General features: G+C 68.3%; 22 protein-coding genes. 12 read left to right on the top strand and 10 right to left on the bottom strand.

Going from position 1 to position 19,626, the window contains the following annotated elements; all coding sequences use genetic code 11:
* The first annotated feature begins 29 nt into the window (after positions 1–29).
* Together ABIE41_RS13500 and ABIE41_RS13495 are read left to right on the top strand one after the other, a co-directional pair.
* Positions 30–1,028 carry a P1 family peptidase gene (locus tag ABIE41_RS13500; RefSeq protein WP_192640912.1) on the top strand — a complete coding sequence of 333 codons (999 nt, stop codon included), beginning with the start codon at positions 30–32 and terminating at the stop codon, positions 1,026–1,028.
* Positions 1,029–1,060: 32 nt separating this feature from the next.
* Positions 1,061–1,849, top strand: a complete 789-nt coding sequence (locus ABIE41_RS13495) for an ATP12 family chaperone protein (protein WP_192640911.1) — start codon at positions 1,061–1,063, stop codon at positions 1,847–1,849.
* A 27-nt stretch (positions 1,850–1,876) separates the two neighbouring features.
* On the opposite strand, the gene ABIE41_RS13490 is transcribed toward ABIE41_RS13495, so the two are convergent.
* Together ABIE41_RS13490 and ABIE41_RS13485 are read right to left on the bottom strand one after the other, a co-directional pair.
* Positions 1,877–2,071: a type II toxin-antitoxin system RelE/ParE family toxin gene (locus ABIE41_RS13490; protein ID WP_354192218.1), complete on the bottom strand. Its 195-nt coding sequence runs from the start codon at positions 2,069–2,071 to the stop codon at positions 1,877–1,879.
* Between the two features lie 106 nt (positions 2,072–2,177).
* On the bottom strand, positions 2,178–2,435 hold the full coding sequence (locus tag ABIE41_RS13485) for a ribbon-helix-helix domain-containing protein (RefSeq protein WP_192640910.1): 258 nt from the start codon (positions 2,433–2,435) through the stop codon (positions 2,178–2,180).
* A 160-nt stretch (positions 2,436–2,595) separates the two neighbouring features.
* Between ABIE41_RS13485 and ABIE41_RS13480 the strand changes: the two genes are divergently transcribed.
* The 6 genes from ABIE41_RS13480 (at position 2,596) to ABIE41_RS13455 (ending at position 8,852) form a co-directional block, all read left to right on the top strand.
* A complete protein-coding gene (locus ABIE41_RS13480; protein WP_192640909.1) occupies positions 2,596–4,125 on the top strand; it encodes an acyl-CoA carboxylase subunit beta in 1,530 nt (509 codons plus the stop codon).
* 27 nt (positions 4,126–4,152) lie between these two features.
* Positions 4,153–4,374 carry an HTH-like domain-containing protein gene (locus ABIE41_RS13475; RefSeq protein ID WP_192640908.1) on the top strand — a complete coding sequence of 74 codons (222 nt, stop codon included), beginning with the start codon at positions 4,153–4,155 and terminating at the stop codon, positions 4,372–4,374.
* A 61-nt stretch (positions 4,375–4,435) separates the two neighbouring features.
* Positions 4,436–5,809, top strand: a complete 1,374-nt coding sequence (locus ABIE41_RS13470; protein ID WP_192640907.1) for an MBOAT family O-acyltransferase — start codon at positions 4,436–4,438, stop codon at positions 5,807–5,809.
* A complete protein-coding gene (locus ABIE41_RS13465) occupies positions 5,784–6,821 on the top strand; it encodes a hypothetical protein (protein WP_192640906.1) in 1,038 nt (345 codons plus the stop codon). Before ABIE41_RS13470 ends, ABIE41_RS13465 begins: the two co-directional genes overlap by 26 nt.
* A gap of 196 nt (positions 6,822–7,017) precedes the next feature.
* A complete protein-coding gene (gene dksA, locus ABIE41_RS13460) occupies positions 7,018–7,440 on the top strand; it encodes an RNA polymerase-binding protein DksA (RefSeq protein ID WP_192640905.1) in 423 nt (140 codons plus the stop codon).
* A 176-nt stretch (positions 7,441–7,616) separates the two neighbouring features.
* Complete coding sequence (locus ABIE41_RS13455) at positions 7,617–8,852, top strand: alpha/beta hydrolase (RefSeq protein WP_354192213.1); 1,236 nt, start codon at positions 7,617–7,619, stop codon at positions 8,850–8,852.
* A gap of 3 nt (positions 8,853–8,855) precedes the next feature.
* On the opposite strand, the gene ABIE41_RS13450 is transcribed toward ABIE41_RS13455, so the two are convergent.
* The 8 genes from ABIE41_RS13450 to flgF form a co-directional block, all read right to left on the bottom strand.
* Positions 8,856–9,953 (bottom strand): catalase family protein, encoded by a 1,098-nt coding sequence (locus ABIE41_RS13450; protein ID WP_192640903.1) that lies wholly within the window; start codon positions 9,951–9,953, stop codon positions 8,856–8,858.
* Positions 9,954–10,025: 72 nt separating this feature from the next.
* Positions 10,026–10,697 carry a L,D-transpeptidase gene (locus ABIE41_RS13445; protein WP_192640902.1) on the bottom strand — a complete coding sequence of 224 codons (672 nt, stop codon included), beginning with the start codon at positions 10,695–10,697 and terminating at the stop codon, positions 10,026–10,028.
* 244 nt (positions 10,698–10,941) lie between these two features.
* Positions 10,942–11,265: a hypothetical protein gene (locus ABIE41_RS13440; protein WP_192640901.1), complete on the bottom strand. Its 324-nt coding sequence runs from the start codon at positions 11,263–11,265 to the stop codon at positions 10,942–10,944.
* A 159-nt stretch (positions 11,266–11,424) separates the two neighbouring features.
* Entirely contained in the window at positions 11,425–12,132 is a 708-nt protein-coding gene (locus ABIE41_RS13435) for an alpha/beta hydrolase (RefSeq protein WP_192640900.1), read from the bottom strand.
* 670 nt (positions 12,133–12,802) lie between these two features.
* The gene (gene flgH / locus ABIE41_RS13430) at positions 12,803–13,573 is read right to left on the bottom strand and encodes a flagellar basal body L-ring protein FlgH (RefSeq protein WP_192640899.1); all 771 of its coding nucleotides are present in this window, start codon (positions 13,571–13,573) and stop codon (positions 12,803–12,805) included.
* Positions 13,574–13,599: 26 nt separating this feature from the next.
* Positions 13,600–14,670, bottom strand: coding sequence for a flagellar basal body P-ring formation chaperone FlgA (gene flgA / locus ABIE41_RS13425; RefSeq protein WP_192640898.1), 1,071 nt, complete (start codon positions 14,668–14,670; stop codon positions 13,600–13,602).
* Positions 14,671–14,686: 16 nt separating this feature from the next.
* Positions 14,687–15,478 (bottom strand): flagellar basal-body rod protein FlgG, encoded by a 792-nt coding sequence (gene flgG / locus ABIE41_RS13420; protein ID WP_192640897.1) that lies wholly within the window; start codon positions 15,476–15,478, stop codon positions 14,687–14,689.
* A 20-nt stretch (positions 15,479–15,498) separates the two neighbouring features.
* Complete coding sequence (gene flgF / locus ABIE41_RS13415) at positions 15,499–16,242, bottom strand: flagellar basal-body rod protein FlgF (protein ID WP_192640896.1); 744 nt, start codon at positions 16,240–16,242, stop codon at positions 15,499–15,501.
* Between the two features lie 287 nt (positions 16,243–16,529).
* Between flgF and fliL the strand changes: the two genes are divergently transcribed.
* The 4 genes from fliL (at position 16,530) to ABIE41_RS13395 (ending at position 19,531) form a co-directional block, all read left to right on the top strand.
* Positions 16,530–17,051, top strand: coding sequence for a flagellar basal body-associated protein FliL (fliL, locus tag ABIE41_RS13410; protein ID WP_192640895.1), 522 nt, complete (start codon positions 16,530–16,532; stop codon positions 17,049–17,051).
* Positions 17,052–17,111: 60 nt separating this feature from the next.
* The gene (fliM, locus tag ABIE41_RS13405; RefSeq protein ID WP_192640894.1) at positions 17,112–18,242 is read left to right on the top strand and encodes a flagellar motor switch protein FliM; all 1,131 of its coding nucleotides are present in this window, start codon (positions 17,112–17,114) and stop codon (positions 18,240–18,242) included.
* Positions 18,243–18,256: 14 nt separating this feature from the next.
* Positions 18,257–18,718, top strand: coding sequence for a DUF6468 domain-containing protein (locus ABIE41_RS13400; RefSeq protein ID WP_192640893.1), 462 nt, complete (start codon positions 18,257–18,259; stop codon positions 18,716–18,718).
* Between the two features lie 390 nt (positions 18,719–19,108).
* A complete protein-coding gene (locus ABIE41_RS13395) occupies positions 19,109–19,531 on the top strand; it encodes a MotE family protein (protein ID WP_354192206.1) in 423 nt (140 codons plus the stop codon).
* Positions 19,532–19,626: the final 95 nt, after the last annotated feature.

Raw genomic sequence — 19,626 nt, 5'->3', positions numbered from 1 at the left:
TCCCCCGCCGCCGCATCCGTGAGCCTCCCATGCGCAATCTCATCACCGATGTCCGCGGCCTGCTCGTCGGCCACGCCCATGATAGCGCGGCCGCCACGGGCGTCACCGTCGCCCTGTTCGAGCGCCCGACGGTCGCCTCCGTCGCCATCCTCGGCGGCGCGCCCGGCGTGCGCGAGACGGCCCTGCTCGAGCCGGAAATGACGGTCGAGCATGTCGATGCAATCGTGCTCTCGGGCGGCTCGGCCTGGGGGCTTGCGGCCGCCGACGGCGTGATGGCGCATCTGGCGAGCCAGGGCCGCGGCTTCCCCATCGGCCCCCTGCATGTGCCGATCGTCCCGCAGGCGATCCTGTTCGACCTGCTCAATGGCGGCGACAAGCCCTGGGCGAAGGGCGGGCTTGAAGCGCCCTATCGCCGTCTCGGCGCCCATGCCGCCGCAACCGCCGCTGCCGATTTTGCCCTGGGCACGGCCGGCGCCGGCTATGGCGCCACCACAGCCAATCTGAAGGGCGGTCTCGGCTCGGCCAGCGCCCGGGCCGCCACGGGGCAGATCGTCGGCGCGCTCGTCGCGGTCAATGCGGTCGGCACAGCGCAGATCGGCGACGGCCCGCATTTCTGGGCGGCGCCCTATGAACGCGACAGTGAGTTCGGCGGGCGCGGCTGGCCGGCCGGCATCTCAGCTGAAGATCTCGGCCTGCGCTTCAAGGGAGGCACGGGCCAGAACACCACCATCGCCATGGTCGCGACCGACGCCGTTCTGACCAAGGCGCAGTGCAAGCGTCTCGCGCTCGCCGCCCATGACGGGCTGGCCCGCGCCTTACGCCCCTCTCATGGCGCGCTCGACGGCGACATCGTCTTCGCCGCCGCGACCGGCCACAGCGGCGCCCCCTCGGACGCCTTCGCCCTGACCGAACTCTGCGCCACCGCAGCCGACGTGCTGGCCCGCGCCGTGGCGCGCGGCGTCCATGCCGCCACCGCCCTGCCCTTCGCCGGTGCGCTGCCGGCCTGGCGCGACCGTTTCGGAGGCTGACCGCGCGCCGCCGCCATGCTAGAGGCGCGCCCATGTCGACTGATGAATTCCTCGCCCGCTTCGGCGCTGCCGGCCAGCGCCAGCCCGATCCCGTCGCCGCAGCGCAGAAGGCGATGCGCAACGCCCTGCCGAGCCGCTTCTACGAGCACGCCGCTGTGCTGGAACGCGACGGGCTGTTCCATGTCGCGCTCGACGGCCGCACCGCCCGCACTCCGGCGCGCAACCCGCTCGCGGTGGCCTCCCGCCCCGTCGCCGAAGCGCTTGCCGCCGAATGGGACGCGCCGAGCGACAGGATCGATCCCGCCCGCATGCCGCTGACCCGGCTGGTCAATTCGGCGCTGGACGGAGTCGCCGACCAGCACGAGGCCGTGCGCGCCGAGATCGTCCGGTATGCCGGCTCCGACGCGCTCTGCTACCGCGCCGGCGAGCCGCAGGAGTTGGTCGCGCTGCAGGAGGCGATCTGGGAGCCGATCCGACACGCGGTCGAGGCAAAGATCGGCGCGCGCTTCATCCTCGCGCAGGGCATCGTCTTCGCAGAGCAGCCACCGACCACGCTCGAGGCGGTGGCCCGCCATGTCGCCGCCATCCCCGCCCCCGTCGCGCTGGCGGGCGCCCATAACGTCATGACGCTGACCGGCTCGACCCTGCTGATGCTGGCGCTCCACTTCGGCCTGCGCGACGCCGACGCGATCTGGGCCGCCGCCCATTGCGACGAGGACTACCAGATCGGCATCTGGGGCCAGGACGAGGAGGCCGCCGAGCGCCGCGCCATCCGGCGGAGGGAGTATGACGCGGCGGCGCTGCTGCTCCGGCACGGCTGACGAAGAGGTCCGTGCGCCGAGTAAGCCTCAGCCCTCCATCGGCGTCAGCTTGCTCAGGTCGCGAGCGCCATCGACGATACGCACGATCTGAACGCCATCTGCCGTCATGCGGTAGAGGACGAGCCAGCGCTCGGCGACGAGCGCCCGCGCCCCCTCCCCGATCTCGTCGCGGCTCGGGCCGGCCTCTGGAAACCGTTCGAGGATGCTGACGCGTTCGATCATGCGGTCCAGAAACGCCTCGGCAGCGCCGACGCTGTCACGCGCAATCCAGCCATATCGCCTGAAGATCGTCCTCGGCCTGCTGCGACCATGTGATCGCCCCCATGCGTTACGCCTTCTGCGACAAACGGCGATGCGCCTCCCGGCGAAAACGGTCCTTGTCGAAGGCGCCGATATTGGGGCTGGCGACGCCCTCGCGCCAGGCCTGCTGCAGCCAGGCCCGCTTCTCCGCTTCGGTCCGGTTCTGCCGGTCCAGGGACGCAAGCGCGTCGCGGACGACCTCGGTCGCCGAGGCATAGTCGCCGGTTTCGACGCGAGCCTCGATCATGCGAAAGAGGTCGTCGGGCAAGGACAGGGTCTGATTCATCGGCGCCCTCGCAACGCAATCGGTGAGATCCAGAAGACTATCATGGTCGAAGCGTCCGGCGAAGGCTGCCGCCTTGCACGACCAACGGGTGATGGACTCGCGCCTGCGGCCCGCTTAATCCGGAAGCGGCAAGACAGTTCGTCGGCTCCGGGGCGTCCTCATGAAAGACATTCTCGACCAGCTCGAAGCGCGCCGCGAAGGCGCGCGTCAGGGAGGCGGCGAGCGCCGCGTCGATGCCCAGCACAAGCGCGGCAAGCTCACCGCCCGCGAGCGCATCGAACTCCTGCTCGACAAGGACTCCTTCGAGGAGTTCGACATGTTCGTGCAGCATCGCTGCGTCGATTTCGGCATGGACAAGGCCGAGAAAATCCCCGGCGACGGCGTCGTCACCGGCTGGGGCACGGTCAACGGCCGCACCGTCTTCGTCTTCTCCAAGGACTTCACCGTCTTCGGCGGCTCGCTCTCCGAGACCCACGCCCAGAAGATCGTCAAGATCCAGGACATGGCGCTGAAGATGCGCGCCCCCATCGTCGGCCTGTTCGACGCCGGCGGCGCCCGCATCCAGGAGGGCGTGGCGGCGCTCGGAGGCTATGGCGAGGTCTTCAAGCGCAATGTCGCGGCCTCGGGCGTCATCCCGCAGATCTCGGTGATCATGGGCCCCTGCGCCGGCGGCGACGTCTACTCGCCCGCGATGACCGACTTCATCTTCATGGTCCGCGACACCTCCTACATGTTCGTCACCGGCCCCGACGTGGTGAAGACCGTCACCAACGAGACCGTCACATCGGAGGAGCTTGGCGGCGCCAAGGTCCACACCAGCAAATCCTCGGTTGCCGACGGCGCCTTCGAGAACGATGTCGAGGCGCTGCTGCAGATCCGCCGCCTGCTCGATTTCCTGCCCGCCAACAACACGGCGGGCGTGCCGGAATGGCCGAGCTTCGACGTGCCCGACCGCGTCGACATGAGCCTCGACACGCTGGTGCCGGACAATCCCAACAAGCCCTACGACATCAAGGAGCTGATCCTGAAGACGCTCGACGAGGGCGATTTCTTCGAGATCCAGGCGTCTTACGCCGCCAACATCGTCACCGGCTTCGGCCGCATCGAGGGCCGTACCGTCGGCGTCGTCGCCAACCAGCCGATGGTGCTGGCCGGCGTGCTCGACTCCGACGCCTCGCGCAAGGCCGCCCGCTTCGTGCGCTATTGCGACGCCTTCGAGATCCCGATCGTCACCTTCGTCGACGTGCCCGGCTTCCTCCCCGGCACGGCGCAGGAATATGGCGGTCTGATCAAGCACGGCGCGAAGCTGCTTTACGCCTACAGCGAATGCACCGTGCCGCTGGTCACCGTGATCACCCGAAAGGCCTTCGGCGGCGCTTATGACGTGATGGCCTCGAAGCATATCGGCGCCGACGTGAACTACGCCTGGCCGACCGCCCAGATCGCCGTGATGGGCGCCAAGGGCGCCGTGGAGATCATCTTCCGCGGCGGCGACGCCGAGACCATCGCGCGCCAGACCAAGGAATATGAGGACCGCTTCATGTCCCCCTTCGTCGCGGCCGAGCGCGGCTATGTCGACGAGGTCATCATGCCGCATTCGACGCGGCGGCGGATCGCGCGGGCGCTGGCCATGCTCAGGACCAAGAGCGTCGAGCGGCCCTGGCGGAAGCACGACAACATTCCGATGTGAGGGCGGTCCGGGCATAGGGAGCCAAAAATGACGATCGAACAGGCTGCCGCAATCTTGGCACGGATGTATGGCGGTGCCGGGCTCGACGAAAAAGTGGTTCAGATCCACCTCTTCGGCATCAAATATGCGGAAGATATCCAGCATATGTCCGCAAGAGAGATAGCGGAGCGGGCAGACATACCCAAATCATACGCTACCGAGATCAATAAAGGCAAAAGACTCGCTAGGTTTGTCCGAGCTTTGGCTTGAGCATGACTCAGGCTCGATAATCGGCTAAGGCGGCAGCCTCGCCGCGACCTTGCCAAGCCCGATGCTCTTCAACTCCTTCGCCTTCCTCCTCGCCTTCCTGCCGCTGGCGCTTGCCCTGCACTGGCTGGTCGAGCGCTTTGCACCAGTTGCGCGGCTGCCGCTGCTGCTGGTGCTGTCGTTGGCCTTCTACGCCTATTGGGACTGGCGCTTCCTGCCGCTGCTGATGGCCTCGATCCTGGTCAACTGGCTGGTCGCGGAGGGCTTCCAGAAGACCCGCTCCGGCGCGCTGATCACGGCCGCCATCGTCGCCAACCTGCTCGTGCTGGCGCTGTTCAAGTACTTCAACTTCTTCGGCGATCTCGCTGCGATGATTCCGGGTTTGCCGGCGCCGAAGCTCGACCTGGCGCTGCCGCTCGGCATCTCCTTCTTCACCTTTCACCACGTCATGTACCTGACGGATCTGCGCCGCGGCCAGGCGCCGCGCTACAATCTCGTCCGCTACGGGCTCTACATCGCCTTCTTCCCGCAGGTGCTGGCCGGGCCGCTGGTGCGCTGGCGCGAGATCATGCACCAGTTCGAGGAGCGGCCCTATCACCGGCCCGACGCCGCCGAGCGCTTCGGCCGCGGGCTGCTGCTGCTCACGGCCGGCCTCGCCAAGAAGGTGCTGATCGGCGATCCGCTGGCCGAATACGCCAACCCGGTCTTCGCCGCCGCGGCCGCGGGCAAGGTCGTCTCCGTGGTAGAGGCCTGGCAGGCGACGCTCGCCTTCTCCTTCCAGATCTATTTCGACTTCTCGGGCTATACCGACATGGCCCTGGGGCTCGCCTTGCTCTTCGGCATCGTGCTGCCGCAGAATTTTGAGACGCCCTATCGCTCGACCAGCATCCAGGATTTCTGGCGCCGCTGGCACATGACGTTGTCGCGCTTCCTGCGCGACTATCTCTACATCGCGCTCGGCGGCTCGCGGCATGGCCTGCCGCGGCAGGTCTGGGCGCTGTTTGCGACCATGGCGCTGGGCGGCCTCTGGCATGGCGCCGGCCTCACCTTCGTCGCCTGGGGTGCGGCGCACGGCCTCGCGCTGATCGTCGCCCTGCTCTGGCGTCGCGCCGGCTGGCCAATGCCGCCGCTCCTCGGCTGGCTCCTGACCTTCGTCTTCGTCGCGCTCTGCTGGGTGCTGTTCCGCGCCACGAGCTTCGAGGCGGCGATGGCGATCTACAAGGGGCTCTTCGGCCTCGCCCCGCTCGGCACCGGGTTCAAATGGCGCGCGCTGCTGCCGGCCGCGGCCTTCGCGATCATCGGGCCGACCGCCTGGGCGCTCGTCCACCGGCTTACGCCCTCGCGCTGGCTCGCCGTGGCGGCGGGCGTGCTGTTCGTCCTCATCCTCTTCAAGATCGGCGAAGACGCCAATTATGAGTTCATCTACTTCCAGTTCTGACGCAGCGCCCGCGCCCGCCGGCGCCGCGGCGGCGAGCGAGGCCCGCTGGGCCGGATTCGCGCGCGGCTTCGTCGTGACGGCCGTGGTTGCGCTGATCGGCACGCTCGCCCTGGCCTGGCTGATCGACCCCTACGACACCGGCAGCACGCCGCTGGCGCTGCGCGAGGGCGTGCGCCCGCAGGGGCCGCGGACGGCCGCCGCCAGCCGCGGTCGCGATCCCGCCTTCCAGGCCGCGATCTTCGGCAATTCGCATGTCCAGCTGCTTTCGCCTGAGCGGCTGCTGGCGCAGACGGGCATCCCCTTCGTCTCGCTGATGGCGCCGGCGTCGGGGCCGAAGGAAGGCCTCGTCCTGATGGACTGGTTCCTGCGCCACCGCCGCGAGGCGCCCCAGGCCGTGATCGTCGGCATCGACGACCTCTGGTGCACGGCCGACCCGGCCATGCCGAACGCCAAGCCCTTCCCGTTCTGGCTCTACAGCCGCGACCAGCGCGAATATCTCGTCGGCCTGCTGCGCTTCGACGTGCTGGAGGAGTTCCAGCGCCGCATCGTCTATCTCATGACCGGCCGCGGCGAGCGCGCCCGGCCCGACGGCTACTGGGACTACGAGCCCAATTACACCGGCATGGGCTACGATCGGGACCCCGGCAAGCGCGCGGAACTGGAAACCTACATGCCGATCGGCGGAAATGCCGATGGACCGTATCCGGCAGCAAAGGCCCTGGAAGCGATGATGGCGCAGGTGCCCGGCACGAGGCTGATCCTGCTGCGACCGCCGGTCTATCGCTCCGCCCTGCCCCGGCCGGGAAGCCCTTCGGAAAAGCTCGACGCCGGATGCCGCGCCGCCTTCGCCGAACTGGCAGCGCGCCGCCCCCTGACCGCCCTGATCGACTGGCGCCGCGACCGGCCCGAACTGTACGATCCGAATCAGTTCTTCGACCGCTCGCATTACCGCCAGCCGCTCGCCCGGCTGGTCGAGGCCGAGATCGCCGCGGCGCTGAAGGCGATGCGCTGATGCGCGCCCGATCGCCGGCGCAACCGGCGCAAACGCCTGTATCGCCGTGCAAAACACGGCCCCGTGAAGAAGCGCGCAGGCCCCTGCAATCCGATTGTGGGGGCCTCTCGGCACAGCTATAAGGGCGCCAAATCGGCGGCCCTCCCACGGCAAGGTCGGTGGGCGCCGTGGGGACGACAATCGAAAGAGTGCGCCTATGTCGAAGCAGATCATCCTGGACGCCGACTACAAGCCCAGCGACGACGAGCCGTTCATGAACGACCGGCAGCGCGAGTACTTCCGGGGCAAGCTGCTGGCCTGGAAGGACGAGATCCTGAAGGAAGCGCGCGAAACGCTGGTGACCCTGCAGAGCGAGAGCGAGAACCACCCCGACATCGCCGACAGGGCCTCCTCCGAAACCGACCGCGCGATCGAACTGCGCGCCCGCGACCGCCAGCGCAAGCTGATCGCCAAGATCGAAGCCGCCATCGCCCGCATCGACGACAACACCTACGGCTATTGCGAGGAGACCGGCGAGCCGATCTCGCTCAAGCGCCTCGAGGCCCGGCCGATCGCGACGCTCTCGCTGGAGGCGCAGGAGCGCCACGAGCGCAACGAGCGCGTCTTTCGCGACGACTGAGACGCCCTCCCTGCTGGACGATCGAGCCCCGCCCCTCCGGAGCGGGGCTTTTTTCATGCCAATCGCACGACGATGTCGCCGACCGGCTATCCTCGCCGCATCGGCCCGGTTTATGCTGCCCTTGGGGAAGCGGATCGACGCATCAAGGCGGGGATCGGGTGCGGGGGATGAGCGTCATGTTGCGTCGGATCGTGCGGCCATGCCTGGCCGGAGTGTTGGCACTGGGCCTCGCTGGCTGCGCCGGCGATGTTCGCGGTGTGCTCCTCCCCGTCGCCAAAGCGGCGCCGGATGCCAGCCGTGTCACGATGCTGGTGGCGACGACGCGTGCGGCCGATCCGGACGCGGGCCTTCTCTTCTCGGGCGAACGCGGCACGCCGACCTTCGCCGAAATCACCATATCGGTGCCCAATGAAGCGCGCCGGAAGGTCGGCGAAGTGCAGTGGCCGAAATCCCTGCCCGGCGATCCGGAGACGGATTTCGTCACGCTCAAGGTCGAGAAGCTCGACCAGAAGGGTGCCGTCAGCCGTTTCAACCAGGCCGTCAAGAAGGTCCCCAAGCGCCGCGTGATGGTCTTCATCCACGGCTTCAACAACCGCTTCGAGGACGCCGTCTACCGCTTCGCCCAGATCATCCACGATTCGAATGCCGAGGTCGTCCCGATCCTGTTCACCTGGCCCTCGCGCGGCTCGGTCTTCGCCTATGGCTATGACCGCGAGAGCGGCAACTATTCCCGCCGCGCGCTCGAAAATCTGTTCCAGGCGCTGGCGCGCGATCCCGCCGTCGGCGAGGTCTCGGTGCTCGCCCACTCCATGGGCAACTGGGTGACGCTGGAGGCGCTTCGCGAGATGTCGATCCGCAACGGCACGATCTCGCCCAAGATCGCCAATGTCATGCTCGCGGCGCCCGATGTCGATGTCGATGTCTTCCGCAGCCAGGTCGCCGACATGGAGGGCCGCCGCCCGAAATTCACTCTCTTCGTCTCGCAGGACGACCGGGCGCTGGCCGTCTCGCGCCGGGTCTGGGGCAGCACCGCCCGCCTCGGCGCGATCGATCCCGACGCAGAACCCTACCGCTCGCAGTTGGAGAAGGCCGGCATCACCGTGCTGAACCTGACCTCGCTGCGCTCCGGCGACCGGCTGAACCACGGCAAGTTCGCCGAGAGCCCCGAGGTGGTGAAGCTGATCGGCGCGCGCCTGATCGACGGCCAGCCGATCACCGACACCCGCATTGGTCTCGGCGAGAAGGTGATGCAGGTCACAGCCGGCACGGCCGCCGCCGTCGGCTCCGTGGCGGGTCTGGCGATCTCGGCGCCGGTGGCGATCGTCGACCCCCACACTCGCCGCAACTTCGCCGACAAGACGGATGCCGTCGGCCAGGCCCTGCGTGACGCGGGCTCCGGCGCAACCGACTGAGGCTCAGCCGGCAGACACCGTGCCGGCCCGGGGCTCGTGGATCGGGCAGCCATTCTGGCGCGCGCGAAGATCCTTCGACATCGCATAGGTGTCGCGGCGCGCGCGGTTGATGCCGCCCAGCGGCCGGTGCGCCGCCAGCGCGTGCCAGACCGAGAACGACATGCCGTCGTCGATCTGGGCCGAGCGCGCCTCGCTCCAGGATTCCTGCGGCTCGACCTCCACCCGCGCGACGGTGACGAAGGGGCTCTCCTGATCCGGCCAGACTACCGAGGCGTCCTCGATCGGCATGGTCTCGGCGTTCGTCCGCAACTGGACCCGGAACTCCCAGACCCCGCCCTGGGCGTGGAAATGGTCGATCAGGCTGTCGCGAATGCCGTTCGGCCGGCCACGCACGTCGAGCTCGGCATCCTCAAGCCGCTTCAGTTCATCCGAGGCTGGTGCCAGCGAAAACTTCGCGACATGCTCGCCATAGCGGAAGGGCGTCTGGCCGAAATAGGTCTCGCCGAGCGGGTTGGTCATCGGATGCCCGCCGACCGATTTCAGCGTCGCGCTCTCGCCGCCGACGCCCTCGATGACCTGCTCGATGCCGCGCGCGACCGTCGAGAAGGCCTTCTTCAGCCCGGGTACCCGGTCGGTGGTCTTGGCGAGCAGCGACAGGCTTTTCGCAAACGTGGCCGGATCCGGCGCCAGGAAGGCGGGACCGTTGACCATCACGAAATCCTGCGTCGGCGCCTCCTGCGGTGCGAGATGCTCGCCCTCGACGTCGATCACCTTCAGCGCCAGCCCGCGCGGCACCGAGACGGCGTCGTCGAGGATGTCGCCGGGATTGGTCGAGATCCGCAAGATCGCTTCATGGCGGCCGGGTTCGGCGAACAATCCCTGCGCATAGGGCGCCGGCAGCCCGTCCAGCACCGTGAAGGTGCCCACCAGCAGCGCATGGCTCTTGGCATGGACGGTGCGCAGGCCGTGCCCGCTATTCGCGAAGGTCGTCTCGCCGATCGAGCGCAGCGCCTCTTCGAGGTCGCGGATGGTCTCCGCTTCGTCCGGCGCGGGCTGCTCCAGCGCGGGGTCATAAGGAAGCGGCGTGACGGCGGGGTTCATGAGGCTCTCCGGAACGGCGGTTGTCTATCAACCGCCGTTCCGGACGCCTTGTTCCTTAGCCCTGGGCAGCGCTCAGGCCGGCAGCACGACGACCTTCGTCTTTACCGGCGTCTGGTCGTAGAGGTCGATCATGTCCTGCGTCAGCAGGCCGACGCAGCCGCTGGTGATGCCGGAGCCGATCGATTCCTCATCGAGCGAGGCATAGATCGTGTAGAGCGTGTAGCGGCCGTTCTGGTAGAGATGCAGCGTGCGCGCGCCCAGCGGATTGTCGAGGCCGCCCGGCATGCCGCGGGCATATTTCGCCGCTTCTGGCTGGCGCTTGATCATCTCCGGCGGTGGCGTCCAGGTCGCCCATTCGGACTTCCGCCCGACATAGGCATCGCCGCTCCAGCGGAAGCCGTCGCGGCCGACATTGGCGCCGTAGCGCGTGGCGTTACCGTCGCCCTCGATGCGGTAGACGTAATAGTTGCTCGGGTCGACGATGATCGTGCCCGGAGCTTCCTTGCTCTCGTAACGCACCGTGCGGCGCCAGTACTGCGGATCGACCTTGCTGGGATCGGTCGCCGGAATCGCGAATTTCTTGTCGTCGACGGGCCCGTAGAGCTTCTTCGCCTCGGCGAGGCTCATCCCGTCCTGCGTGACGCAGCCGCCGAGCCCGAGCGCGCCGAGGGCGGCCGTGCCCCCGAACAGGAACGCCCGGCGATCGAGAGCCGCTGCGGCGGCTTTTGCACCGTCGATGATCATGATGTCGGACGTCCCATACGCTGTTGAACCGGATGCGAGCGCGCGGGCGGACAAAGCCTCGCACCCCTCGCGGGGCGGAGACTGTCTCCAGATCGTTCGCTTGGCAAGCGGCAGGTCCAACACGCGCAGCGCAATCGCGGCCGCGACGGGCGGGTTCGGCTCGATTGACGCGCCGGGCTGGCCGTCTCCTGAACGCGAAACGGCCCCGCCTTTGGGGGCGGGGCCGCTCAGATCACGCAGACGCTTACGGCTTGGCGGGGACGCTCGTGGAACCGCCGCCGGCCGGGTTCGGCGCGGTGCCGGTCGGCGGCGTCGCGGGCATGGTGCCGGACGGCGCCATCGGCGGGTTGGAGGGCGCACCCACCACGCCGCCGCCGGCCGGATTGGCGGTCACGCCGGTCTGGCCCGTCGGGGCCACGGTGGTGGCATCGCCCGGCTTGGGCACGGGGGCGGAGGTCGTCGGGCGGTTGTTGGTCGGGGCGTTGACGGGCGGCTGCGTCGACTGGGCGATGGCAGCGACCGGGGCAAGCGCGAGCGCGCCGGCAAGCGTCAATGTCTTCAGGCTCATCGAGGTCTCTCCATTGTTGCGGGGTCACCGAACCAACGGCAGGCGTCACTGAGAGTTCCCCGAAATCGTCACGGCGCCCTGCCGAGGTTCCGCCCCGGGGGGCGTCGTCAGGGTGCAAGCCGCAGCTCATGGCCGATGGCGAACCCGTCAGCCGCTCACTCAGTTCGCTTGAAGGAACGCGACCACGTCGTCGAGAAGGGGCGCCTGCCACTGCAGAAGCCTGGACAGCGCAGTGGCTGTGCTGGCATGGCCCAGTCCCGGATAAATCTTCAGCGAAACGGATGGCGCGCCCGCCTGTTTGAGCGCCAGCGCCAGGCGCTCGCTGTTGCGCGGCAGGACCGTCGTGTCTCCGGAACCCGAGGCCAGAAAGATCGGCGGGGCATCGCGCCTTGCAAAGTTGATCGGCTGCGTCTGCGCGGGGTCGCGCGCGTTTCCAAACGCCGCTTTTGTGACCTCGATATCGAATGGGAAGAAGTCATACGGGCCGGAGAGGCCGACAGTGGATCGGATGTCGCCGATACCCATTCCGACGGCGTCGAGGTAACGCCGATCCAGCGTCAGCATCATCGCGTTATAGGCGCCCGCCGAATGTCCCATCAGATGGATTTGCCTTGGGGCGCCGCCAAAGCGGGCGATGTTGTCTCGCACGAAGCGCAGCGCCCGTGCGCCGTCCTCGATAAAGATCGGGAAGCGAACCTCCGGGACCAGGCGGTAATCCGCGATCACCGTGACGAAGCCGCGAGCCGCGAGCGCGTCCCCCACGAAGGAGTAGGTTTCTTTGGCGCCATTGGCCCAAGACCCGCCATAGATGAAGAAAACCACCGGCTTTGGCGCGTTGCCACCGCCAGAAGGCAGATAGATATCCATTCGCTGCCGAGGATGCGGACCATAAGCCACATCACGCGCGCCTTCGGTCAGGGCGCCGGGACGGAGGGCTGAGCAGGCTGGCAAGGCAAGCCCGGCGAGCAGCGGCAGGATCGTGCGTCGGGCTATCCGGATTGTCATGGTCGCCTGGGGTCGATGAAGGATCGCTAGCTATACGCTCCGTCTGCCAGCGCGGATTTAGGCGGGAAGCCCGTATCGCCAGCGCAACGAGAGCCTGTCAGCCGCCCGGCCCATTCCCACCCAGGCCATCATCCTTCGCTCCATGCCAAAAACCCCGCCTCGGGAGAGAGCGGGGTTTCTGGTTTGGCCGCTGGCCCAGAGTGCCGGGGAGCGTGGCGTGGCGGCCGGGTGCAAGCATGATCCCGAAAAGGGAGAACCGGTTTCCGGCCGGGATCATGCTTCGCTGGAGAGGCGGCTCGGGAGAGACCGCCTGCCGGCTGGCGCGGGGAAATGCGGGGAGCGTTCCGCGCCGGCCGGGATGGGGGGAAGCGTGTCGGTGAGGTCCTTCGTGAGGGGCTTGGGAGACCCGCCGTCATCCGGGGCGAGCCGCGAAGCGGCGCCGGCCTTGGTCCATCCTCGGGCGGCGTCCCGCCCTTCGATGGATCCCGGACGGCCTTCGGCCGCCCGGGATGACATCGTGTCCGGGTGAGGGTTAGAACGGCAGCAGGATGTCCATGACCTGCTGGCCATAGCGCGGCTGCTGGACGTCGGTGATCTGGCCGCGGCCGCCATAGGCGATGCGGGCCTGGGCGATCTTGGTCGACTCGATGGTGTTGTCGCTCTCAATGTCTTCGGGCCGGATCACGCCGGCGACGATCAGCTCGCGCACCTCGAAATTCACCCGGATCTCCTGCTTGCCCTCGATCACCAGATTGCCGTTGGGCAGGGTCTGGGTGACGACGGCGGCGACATTGGTCGCCAGCGTCTCGGAGCGGTTGACCGAGCCTGCGCCCTCGCTCGAGGCGGCGGAGTCGAGCTTCAGCAGCGAGCCGGCGCTGGCGCCGTCCGGCAGGAACTTGTCGAGCTTGTTCTCGAAGCCGAAGGCATTGTCGGCGCCGACATCCTCGCCGTTCTTGCGGCTGCGCTTGGTTGTGTTGTTGAGCTGCGCCTTGTCGGTGACCTTGACCTTGACGGTGACGAGATCGCCGACGAGCCGGGCGCGCTGGTCCTTGAAGAAGGCGCGCGAGCCGGTGCGCCAGAGCGAGTTCGGCGCATAGGAGGCGTGCTCCATCGCCGGCATCGGCATCTGCACGGGCTTGTAGCCCTTCGTCGCGGTCGGGTCCTCGATCGGCGAGAGCGCGGGCGCCGCGCCGACATTGGCGAGGCGGTCGACCGCGCCGCAGGCGCTCAGCGAGACGCCGAGCAGCATCAGGCCGGCGATGCGGGTGACAATGCGGGTAGTGGGGTTCGACAGGGTGATCATGACACTCATCCGATTTCCGGAACGCTTCACGGGGCGGCGGCGACGGTGCCGGCGCTCGAGGCCTGGACCGAGATCCGGCCCGGCCCGCTCACCGTGCCGTGCAGCACGCGCTTGGACTGGGGGTTGGTGACGCTGATGACGTCGCCCATCGCGCCGGCCTCGCTGGCCCGGCCGCGCATGGTGATCGTCAGCCCGCGGGATTCGTAGACGAGGGTCACGAGATCGCCCTTGGCGATGATCTCCTCGCGGCGCAGATCGCCGGCCCGCAGCGGCGCGCCGGCCATCAGGGCGCGGGTCGCGACCTTGTCGGTCGCGGCGCGCGGATCGCCGATCAGGTCGTTCGCCTGGCCGTCGCGCGGGCGGCGCTCGACCAGGACATCGGCCTTGCCGAGGGTCTCGCCGCGGGCGACGGCGCGCCGGGGCACCACGACCTCGACGGTCTCGACCAGCTGGCCGGCGACGCGCACCGGCTTCAGCCGCATCGCCATGCTGCCGGGCACCGAGATGCGCGCCTGCAGGCGGCGCGAGCGGGCGTCGTAGGTGAGATCGCTGACGACCGCGTCGCCGATCAGCTCGGGTTCGATCGCGACCGAGGGGGCGCCGCCGTCCAGCGTCAGCGCAAAGGCGCGCGCATCGACACCGTAGCGCTCCTGCAGGCCGGTCTTCACCGCCTCCTCGATGTCGGAGGCGAGCAGGCGGCGCGCTGCGCGGGTGACGACGACCTGCGCCGCGCCGCTGCCCTCGAGCTCGGAGGCGGAGGTGATGATGCCGGCGGCGCGCGCCGCCTCGACGATGCGGGCGACCTGGATCGTGCCGGTCTCGCCCAGCGCCGGCGCCCGGAAGGCCGGAATCGAGGCCGCGTCGGCCGACAGCCCCGCGATCAGGTCGCCGAAGGAGACGAGATCGCGCGACAGCATGAGTTCGGAGCGCAGCTGCAGCCGGCGCGGCTGGACTGGCACCGCCGTGGCCGGGGCCGGGGCGGACAGCGCGGCGACCGCGACGGAGGCGCGTGCGGAAGACGGCGCCTGCGCGGCGGCGGCCTGGGCGCCGAGCAGCAGGGCGGCGGCGAGCGAGAGGCGAAGCGTGGAGCGGGTCATGAGCATGCGCCTCCGGCTAGCCGCGGAACATCGAGGTCGTCGCCGACATCATCTGGTCGGCGGCAGTGATGACCTTGGAGTTCATCTCGTAGGCGCGCTGCGCCGCGATCAGCGAGGAGAGCTCGGTGACGGCCTGGACGTTGCCCTCTTCGAGATAGTTCTGCTGCAGCGTGCCGAAGCCCTCGCCGCCGCCGAAGCCGTCGATCGGCTGGCCCGAGGCCGCCGTCTCGATGAACAGGTTGTCGCCGATGGATTCGAGACCGACCTTGTTGACGAAGCGCACGAGCTGGATCTGGCCGACCTGCTGCGGCGCGGTCTGGCCCGGCAGCATCACCTCCACGCTGCCCTGCGCATTGATGCTCACGCTGGTGGCGTTGTTGGGGATCGTGATGCCCGGCTCGACCTGGTAGCCGTCGCGGGTGACCAGCTGACCCTGGGAATCGAGGTCGAAGGAGCCGTCGCGGCTGTAGGTCGTGCGGCCGTCGGGCATGCGGACGCGGAAGAAGCCCTCGCCGCGGATCGCGAGGTCGTACTGCTTCTCGGTCGAGGACAGGTTGCCCTGCGTCATCACCCGGCCGGTCGAGACCGTCTTGACGCCGGAGCCGACGAAGGTCCCGGCCGGCACCTGCGTGTTCTGGTCGGAGGTCGCCGAACCGGCGCGCCGGAAGTTCTCGTAGAGCAGGTCCTGGAAATGGACGCGCTGGCGCTTGTAGCCGGTGGTCCGGACGTTGGCGATGTTGTTGGAGATGACCTGGACGTTGAGTTCCTGGGCCATCATGCCGGTGGCGGCAGTCTGAAGGGCGCGCATGGCTCGTTTCCCGTCCCGGATCAGGCTTGCTGGTCGGCGAGGCGGGAAATCGCCTTGCTGCGCAGTTCGTCGGTCTTCGACATCATGTTGGCGACGCTCTGGTAGGCGCGCTGGACCTCCATCAGGCGGGTCATCTCCATCACCGCCTTGACGTTGGAGCCCTCGACGGCGCCGGGCTCGAGCCGCGCCTCGGGGCCGGCCGGCAGCGGCGCTGCGGCGGAGGCGAAGAGGTTCGTGCCCTCGCTGGTCAACGCGCGGGGGTTGGCGAAGCGCACCATGCGCAGCCGCCCCTTCTGGCCCTGGTCGCTGGAGACGGTACCGTCCGGCGCGATCCGCGGATTGCTCTCGGCCGTGCCGAAGCTGATCGGCCCGCCGTCGCCCATCACCGGCTGGCCGGACTGCGTCACGAGCTGGCCCTGGGCGTTGATGTCGAGCGAGCCGGCGCGGGTGTAGCGGTCGCCGCCAGGCGTCTGGACCACGAGGAAGACGTCGCCGCGCAGCGCCACGTCGAGCGGATTGCCCGTGCGCTCGACCGAGCCCTGCGACAGGTCGATCGGCGTGCCCTTGTCGATGACGTAGGAGAGCGGCTTGTCCGCCGGCTTGAAGCTGTCGGCGCTGGCCTTGGGCATGATGAATTCGTTGAAGCGGGCCGAGCGGGTCTTGAACCCGTTCGTGCTCACATTCGCCATGTTGTTGGCGATGACATCCAGCTCACGCGCCAGAGCCATCTGGCGCGACAGGCCGACGAGAAGCGCGTTCTCCACGGCATGGTCTCCCGATTCTGTCCCGCGGCCGCTTCGACGCTCCCCAGCGCAGCAACCACGCCGACACAGCCGCAAGCTGCGTGCCAGCATGGTTAAGATCACTATGTATATGAATTTATGTCGTTTTTACTGAAGACGCCCCTGATCGGGACCCTGCAGGAGCGGCCCGGCGGGCAAGATCGACCCGGCAGAAATTGCCCTCCTTAACGACGCGTTAACCGTGACTGTTCAGGGTGTCTCAACGGTCTGCCGCGGGTGGACCATCAGGCATTCCGGGGCATGCAGCGATGGCGAAGAAGCCCAAGACCGCCGAGGAAGGCGCCCCCGAGGAGGGCGCCGCCGACGGCGGCGGCAAGAGCAAGAAGAAGAAGCTGATCATCATCATCGCTGGCGTCGTGCTGCTGGCGGGCGCCGGCGGCGGCGGCTGGTTCTTCTTCATGAAGAAGCCCTCGGCCGAGCAGATCGCCGCGGCCGAGGCGGCCAAGAACGCCAAGAAGCCGGTCGCCTTCATCGAGATGAAGGACATGATGGTCGGCATCACCGGCACCCAGCAGCAGGAGCGCCAGCCTTTCATCAAGATCAAGGTCGTGCTCGAGACCGCCGACGCCAAGGTCTCCGACGACATCAAGCCGCTGCTGCCGCGCGTCGAGGACGCGTTCCAGGTCTTCCTGCGCGAGCTGCGCCCCTCCGACCTCGAGGGCTCGGCCGGCATGTACCGCCTCAAGGAAGAGCTGCTGCGCCGCGTCAACGTCACGGTGTTCCCGGCGAAGGTGGATGCGGTGCTGTTCAAGGAATTGCTGGTCCAGTGAACCGGCGCGCGAAGGCCGCTCGGCCCGCGCAGACAGACTGACGGAAGCGACGACAGCATCATGAGCACGAGCGACCGCGACAATCAGGGCGCCCCTCCGAAGGACGAGCCCCTCAGCCCGGAAGGGATGGCGGCCGAATGGGCCACCATGCCCGACATCGTCGAGGAAGAAGGCGAACAGGAAGGCGGTACGGACCGCCTGATGAGCCAAGAAGAAATCGACACGATGCTCGGTTTCTCGCTCGGCGACGACAAGAACGAGCGCAACGGCATCCAGGCGATCGTCGATTCCGGCTCGGTCTCCTATGAACGCCTGCCGATGCTCGAAATCATCTTCGAGCGTCTCGTGCGCCTGCTCTCGACCAGCCTGCGCAACTTCTTCACGGACAACGTCGAGGTCACGCTGGAGAGCATCCGCTCCGTGCGTTTCGGCGACTACATGAACTCGATCTCGCAGCCGGCGATGCTCTCGGTCTTCAAGGCCGAGGAATGGGACAATTTCGGTCTGGTCACGATCGAATCAGCCCTGATGTACTCGATCATGGACACGATGTTCGGCGGCAAGCGCGGCCAGCCCGCGCCGCGCGTCGACGGCCGCCCCTTCACCTCGATCGAGATCCGGCTGATCCGCCGCGTCATCTCGCTGATCCTGGGCGACGCCGAGGCCGCCTTCAAGCCGCTCTCGCCGGTCAACTTCACGATCGACCGCATCGAATCGAACCCGCGCTTCGTCTCGATCTCGCGCCCCGCCAACGCCGCGATCCGCGTCGAGCTGAAGTTCGACATGGAAGGCCGCGGCGGCGCCCTCCACATCATCCTGCCCTACGCCACCATCGAGCCGATCCGCGATCTGCTGCTCGAAAGCTTCATGGGTGAAAAGCTCGGGCGCGACCCGATCTGGGAGAACCACCTCGCGACCGAAGTCTGGCAGACCGAGGTGCCGGTCACCTGCGTCCTGCATGAGGCGCAGATGCCGCTGAAGCGGATGATGAACCTCGAAATCGGCGACACGCTGATGTTCGACGCCAAGCCTGATTCCTTCGTCTCCCTGCGCTGCGGCGACTTCGTCGTCAGCGACGGCCGCGTCGGCCGGGTGGACGACAAGATCGCGGTCCAGATCGTCACCCCGCTGCGGCGCTCCAAGACGACGATCGCAGCCTTCGACACCAACCAGCACAGCCAGGCGACCTGAGCAGAGGCAGACGCATGACGATTACCCTCATCGCCGATGCGCTGGTCGCCAGCCTGCTCGTCGCCACCATCATCACCTGCTACGTCCTCGCCAAGCGCATCGAACGCCTTAAGGCGGACGAGGCCGCCATGCGCCAAACCGTCGGCGCGCTGATCGCCGCCACCGACACCGCCGAGCGCGCCATCGCCGGGCTGAAGCTGACGCTGGGCGACTGCGACCGCACGCTGGCCGAGCGCCTGCAGACGGCCGAGCGCTACGCCGCCGATCTCGCCGCCCAGATCGAGGCCGGCCAGGTCGTGATGGACCGCATCGGCCAGATCGTCAGCGCCGCGACCATGGTCGGTGGGCCCCGGGCGGTCGAGGCCACCTCGCCCGCCCCCGCGCCCGAGCCGATCTCGCGCCTCGCAGGCGCCGCCCAGTCCGCCGCCGCCATCCGCGCGCGCGCCGCTAGGCGGCTGGAAGGCCACGCCGCGTGATCGAAAGGCCCCGCCTGCTCCCGGCCGTCATCCTCGGCGCCATGGCTCTCCTGGCGCTGAAGCTGCTTGCCTGGACGTCGGAGCCCTATCCCGGAATCATCCCGTCCAGCGCTCCGCTCCTGGCGTCGGCCCCCGCGACGGCGAAGAAGCCCGAGAAGGAGGCCGGCGCCCGGCCCCTGCTCGACCCCGAGACGACCGGATCCGTCGACAAGCCCGATTCCAAGAAGGGGCAGGACAAGGCCGAGGCCGAGGCCAAGGCGGAAAGCGGCGCGCGCGGCCAACCCGCTCAACAAGGCCGGCATCATCAACGGCACCGCTGCCCCCGTCTCCCCGGCCGAGCGCGCCCTGCTCGAACGCCTCGGCGAGCGCCGCGAGGAAATCGATGCGCGCATGCGCGAGCTCGAGATGCGCGAGCGTCTGCTCGACACCGCCGAGAAGAAGCTCGACAGCCGCGTCGGCGATCTCAAGGACCTCGAGACCAAGGCCGGCGGCGCCCCCGGCGCCAAGCCGCAGGGCGAGGAGGCCAAGGCGATCAAGAACCTCGTCATCATGTACGAGGCGATGAAGCCCAAGGATGCCGCCCGCGTCTTCGACCGTCTCGGCCTCGATGTGCTCGTGCCGGTCGTGCAGCAGATGAACCCGCGCAAGATGTCCGAGGTGCTGGCCGTGATGGCGCCGGACCGGGCCGAGAAGCTCACCGTTGCCCTCGCCAGCATGGCCCGCAATGCCGGCGCGGAACGCGTCGCGGTCGATCCCGCCGCGCTGCCGAGCACCGAGCTGCCGGCCATCGCCCCGGCCCCGCGTCGTCGCTGAGCGGAGCGCGGGCGCTTAACGCCCCATTATCCTTGACGCGCTAGCGTGCACCGATCGGGGTGGGCCGTGGGTCCGGCTCCGAGCGTGTCGTGTTG

It is taken from the genome of Bosea sp. OAE506 (genome assembly GCF_040546595.1).
GTDB lineage: Bacteria > Pseudomonadota > Alphaproteobacteria > Rhizobiales > Beijerinckiaceae > Allobosea.
Note: the sequence above shows the minus strand (reverse complement) of the source record. Positions and strands in the feature narration are given on the sequence as shown.

Excerpts from the sequence above, each read along its gene's own strand:
- ABIE41_RS13500 (WP_192640912.1), top strand. The coding sequence starts at position 30 with ATGCGCAATCTCATCACCGATGTCCGCGGCCTGCTCGTCGGCCACGCC.
- ABIE41_RS13495 (WP_192640911.1), top strand. The coding sequence starts at position 1,061 with ATGTCGACTGATGAATTCCTCGCCCGCTTCGGCGCTGCCGGCCAGCGC.
- ABIE41_RS13490 (WP_354192218.1), bottom strand. The coding sequence starts at position 2,071 with ATGATCGAACGCGTCAGCATCCTCGAACGGTTTCCAGAGGCCGGCCCG.
- ABIE41_RS13485 (WP_192640910.1), bottom strand. The coding sequence starts at position 2,435 with ATGAATCAGACCCTGTCCTTGCCCGACGACCTCTTTCGCATGATCGAG.
- ABIE41_RS13480 (WP_192640909.1), top strand. The coding sequence starts at position 2,596 with ATGAAAGACATTCTCGACCAGCTCGAAGCGCGCCGCGAAGGCGCGCGT.
- ABIE41_RS13475 (WP_192640908.1), top strand. The coding sequence starts at position 4,153 with ATGACGATCGAACAGGCTGCCGCAATCTTGGCACGGATGTATGGCGGT.
- ABIE41_RS13470 (WP_192640907.1), top strand. The coding sequence starts at position 4,436 with ATGCTCTTCAACTCCTTCGCCTTCCTCCTCGCCTTCCTGCCGCTGGCG.
- ABIE41_RS13465 (WP_192640906.1), top strand. The coding sequence starts at position 5,784 with ATGAGTTCATCTACTTCCAGTTCTGACGCAGCGCCCGCGCCCGCCGGC.
- dksA (WP_192640905.1), top strand. The coding sequence starts at position 7,018 with ATGTCGAAGCAGATCATCCTGGACGCCGACTACAAGCCCAGCGACGAC.
- ABIE41_RS13455 (WP_354192213.1), top strand. The coding sequence starts at position 7,617 with ATGTTGCGTCGGATCGTGCGGCCATGCCTGGCCGGAGTGTTGGCACTG.
- ABIE41_RS13450 (WP_192640903.1), bottom strand. The coding sequence starts at position 9,953 with ATGAACCCCGCCGTCACGCCGCTTCCTTATGACCCCGCGCTGGAGCAG.
- ABIE41_RS13445 (WP_192640902.1), bottom strand. The coding sequence starts at position 10,697 with ATGATCATCGACGGTGCAAAAGCCGCCGCAGCGGCTCTCGATCGCCGG.
- ABIE41_RS13440 (WP_192640901.1), bottom strand. The coding sequence starts at position 11,265 with ATGAGCCTGAAGACATTGACGCTTGCCGGCGCGCTCGCGCTTGCCCCG.
- ABIE41_RS13435 (WP_192640900.1), bottom strand. The coding sequence starts at position 12,132 with ATGGATATCTATCTGCCTTCTGGCGGTGGCAACGCGCCAAAGCCGGTG.
- flgH (WP_192640899.1), bottom strand. The coding sequence starts at position 13,573 with ATGATCACCCTGTCGAACCCCACTACCCGCATTGTCACCCGCATCGCC.
- flgA (WP_192640898.1), bottom strand. The coding sequence starts at position 14,670 with ATGACCCGCTCCACGCTTCGCCTCTCGCTCGCCGCCGCCCTGCTGCTC.
- flgG (WP_192640897.1), bottom strand. The coding sequence starts at position 15,478 with ATGCGCGCCCTTCAGACTGCCGCCACCGGCATGATGGCCCAGGAACTC.
- fliL (WP_192640895.1), top strand. The coding sequence starts at position 16,530 with ATGGCGAAGAAGCCCAAGACCGCCGAGGAAGGCGCCCCCGAGGAGGGC.
- fliM (WP_192640894.1), top strand. The coding sequence starts at position 17,112 with ATGAGCACGAGCGACCGCGACAATCAGGGCGCCCCTCCGAAGGACGAG.
- ABIE41_RS13400 (WP_192640893.1), top strand. The coding sequence starts at position 18,257 with ATGACGATTACCCTCATCGCCGATGCGCTGGTCGCCAGCCTGCTCGTC.
- ABIE41_RS13395 (WP_354192206.1), top strand. The coding sequence starts at position 19,109 with ATGCGCGAGCTCGAGATGCGCGAGCGTCTGCTCGACACCGCCGAGAAG.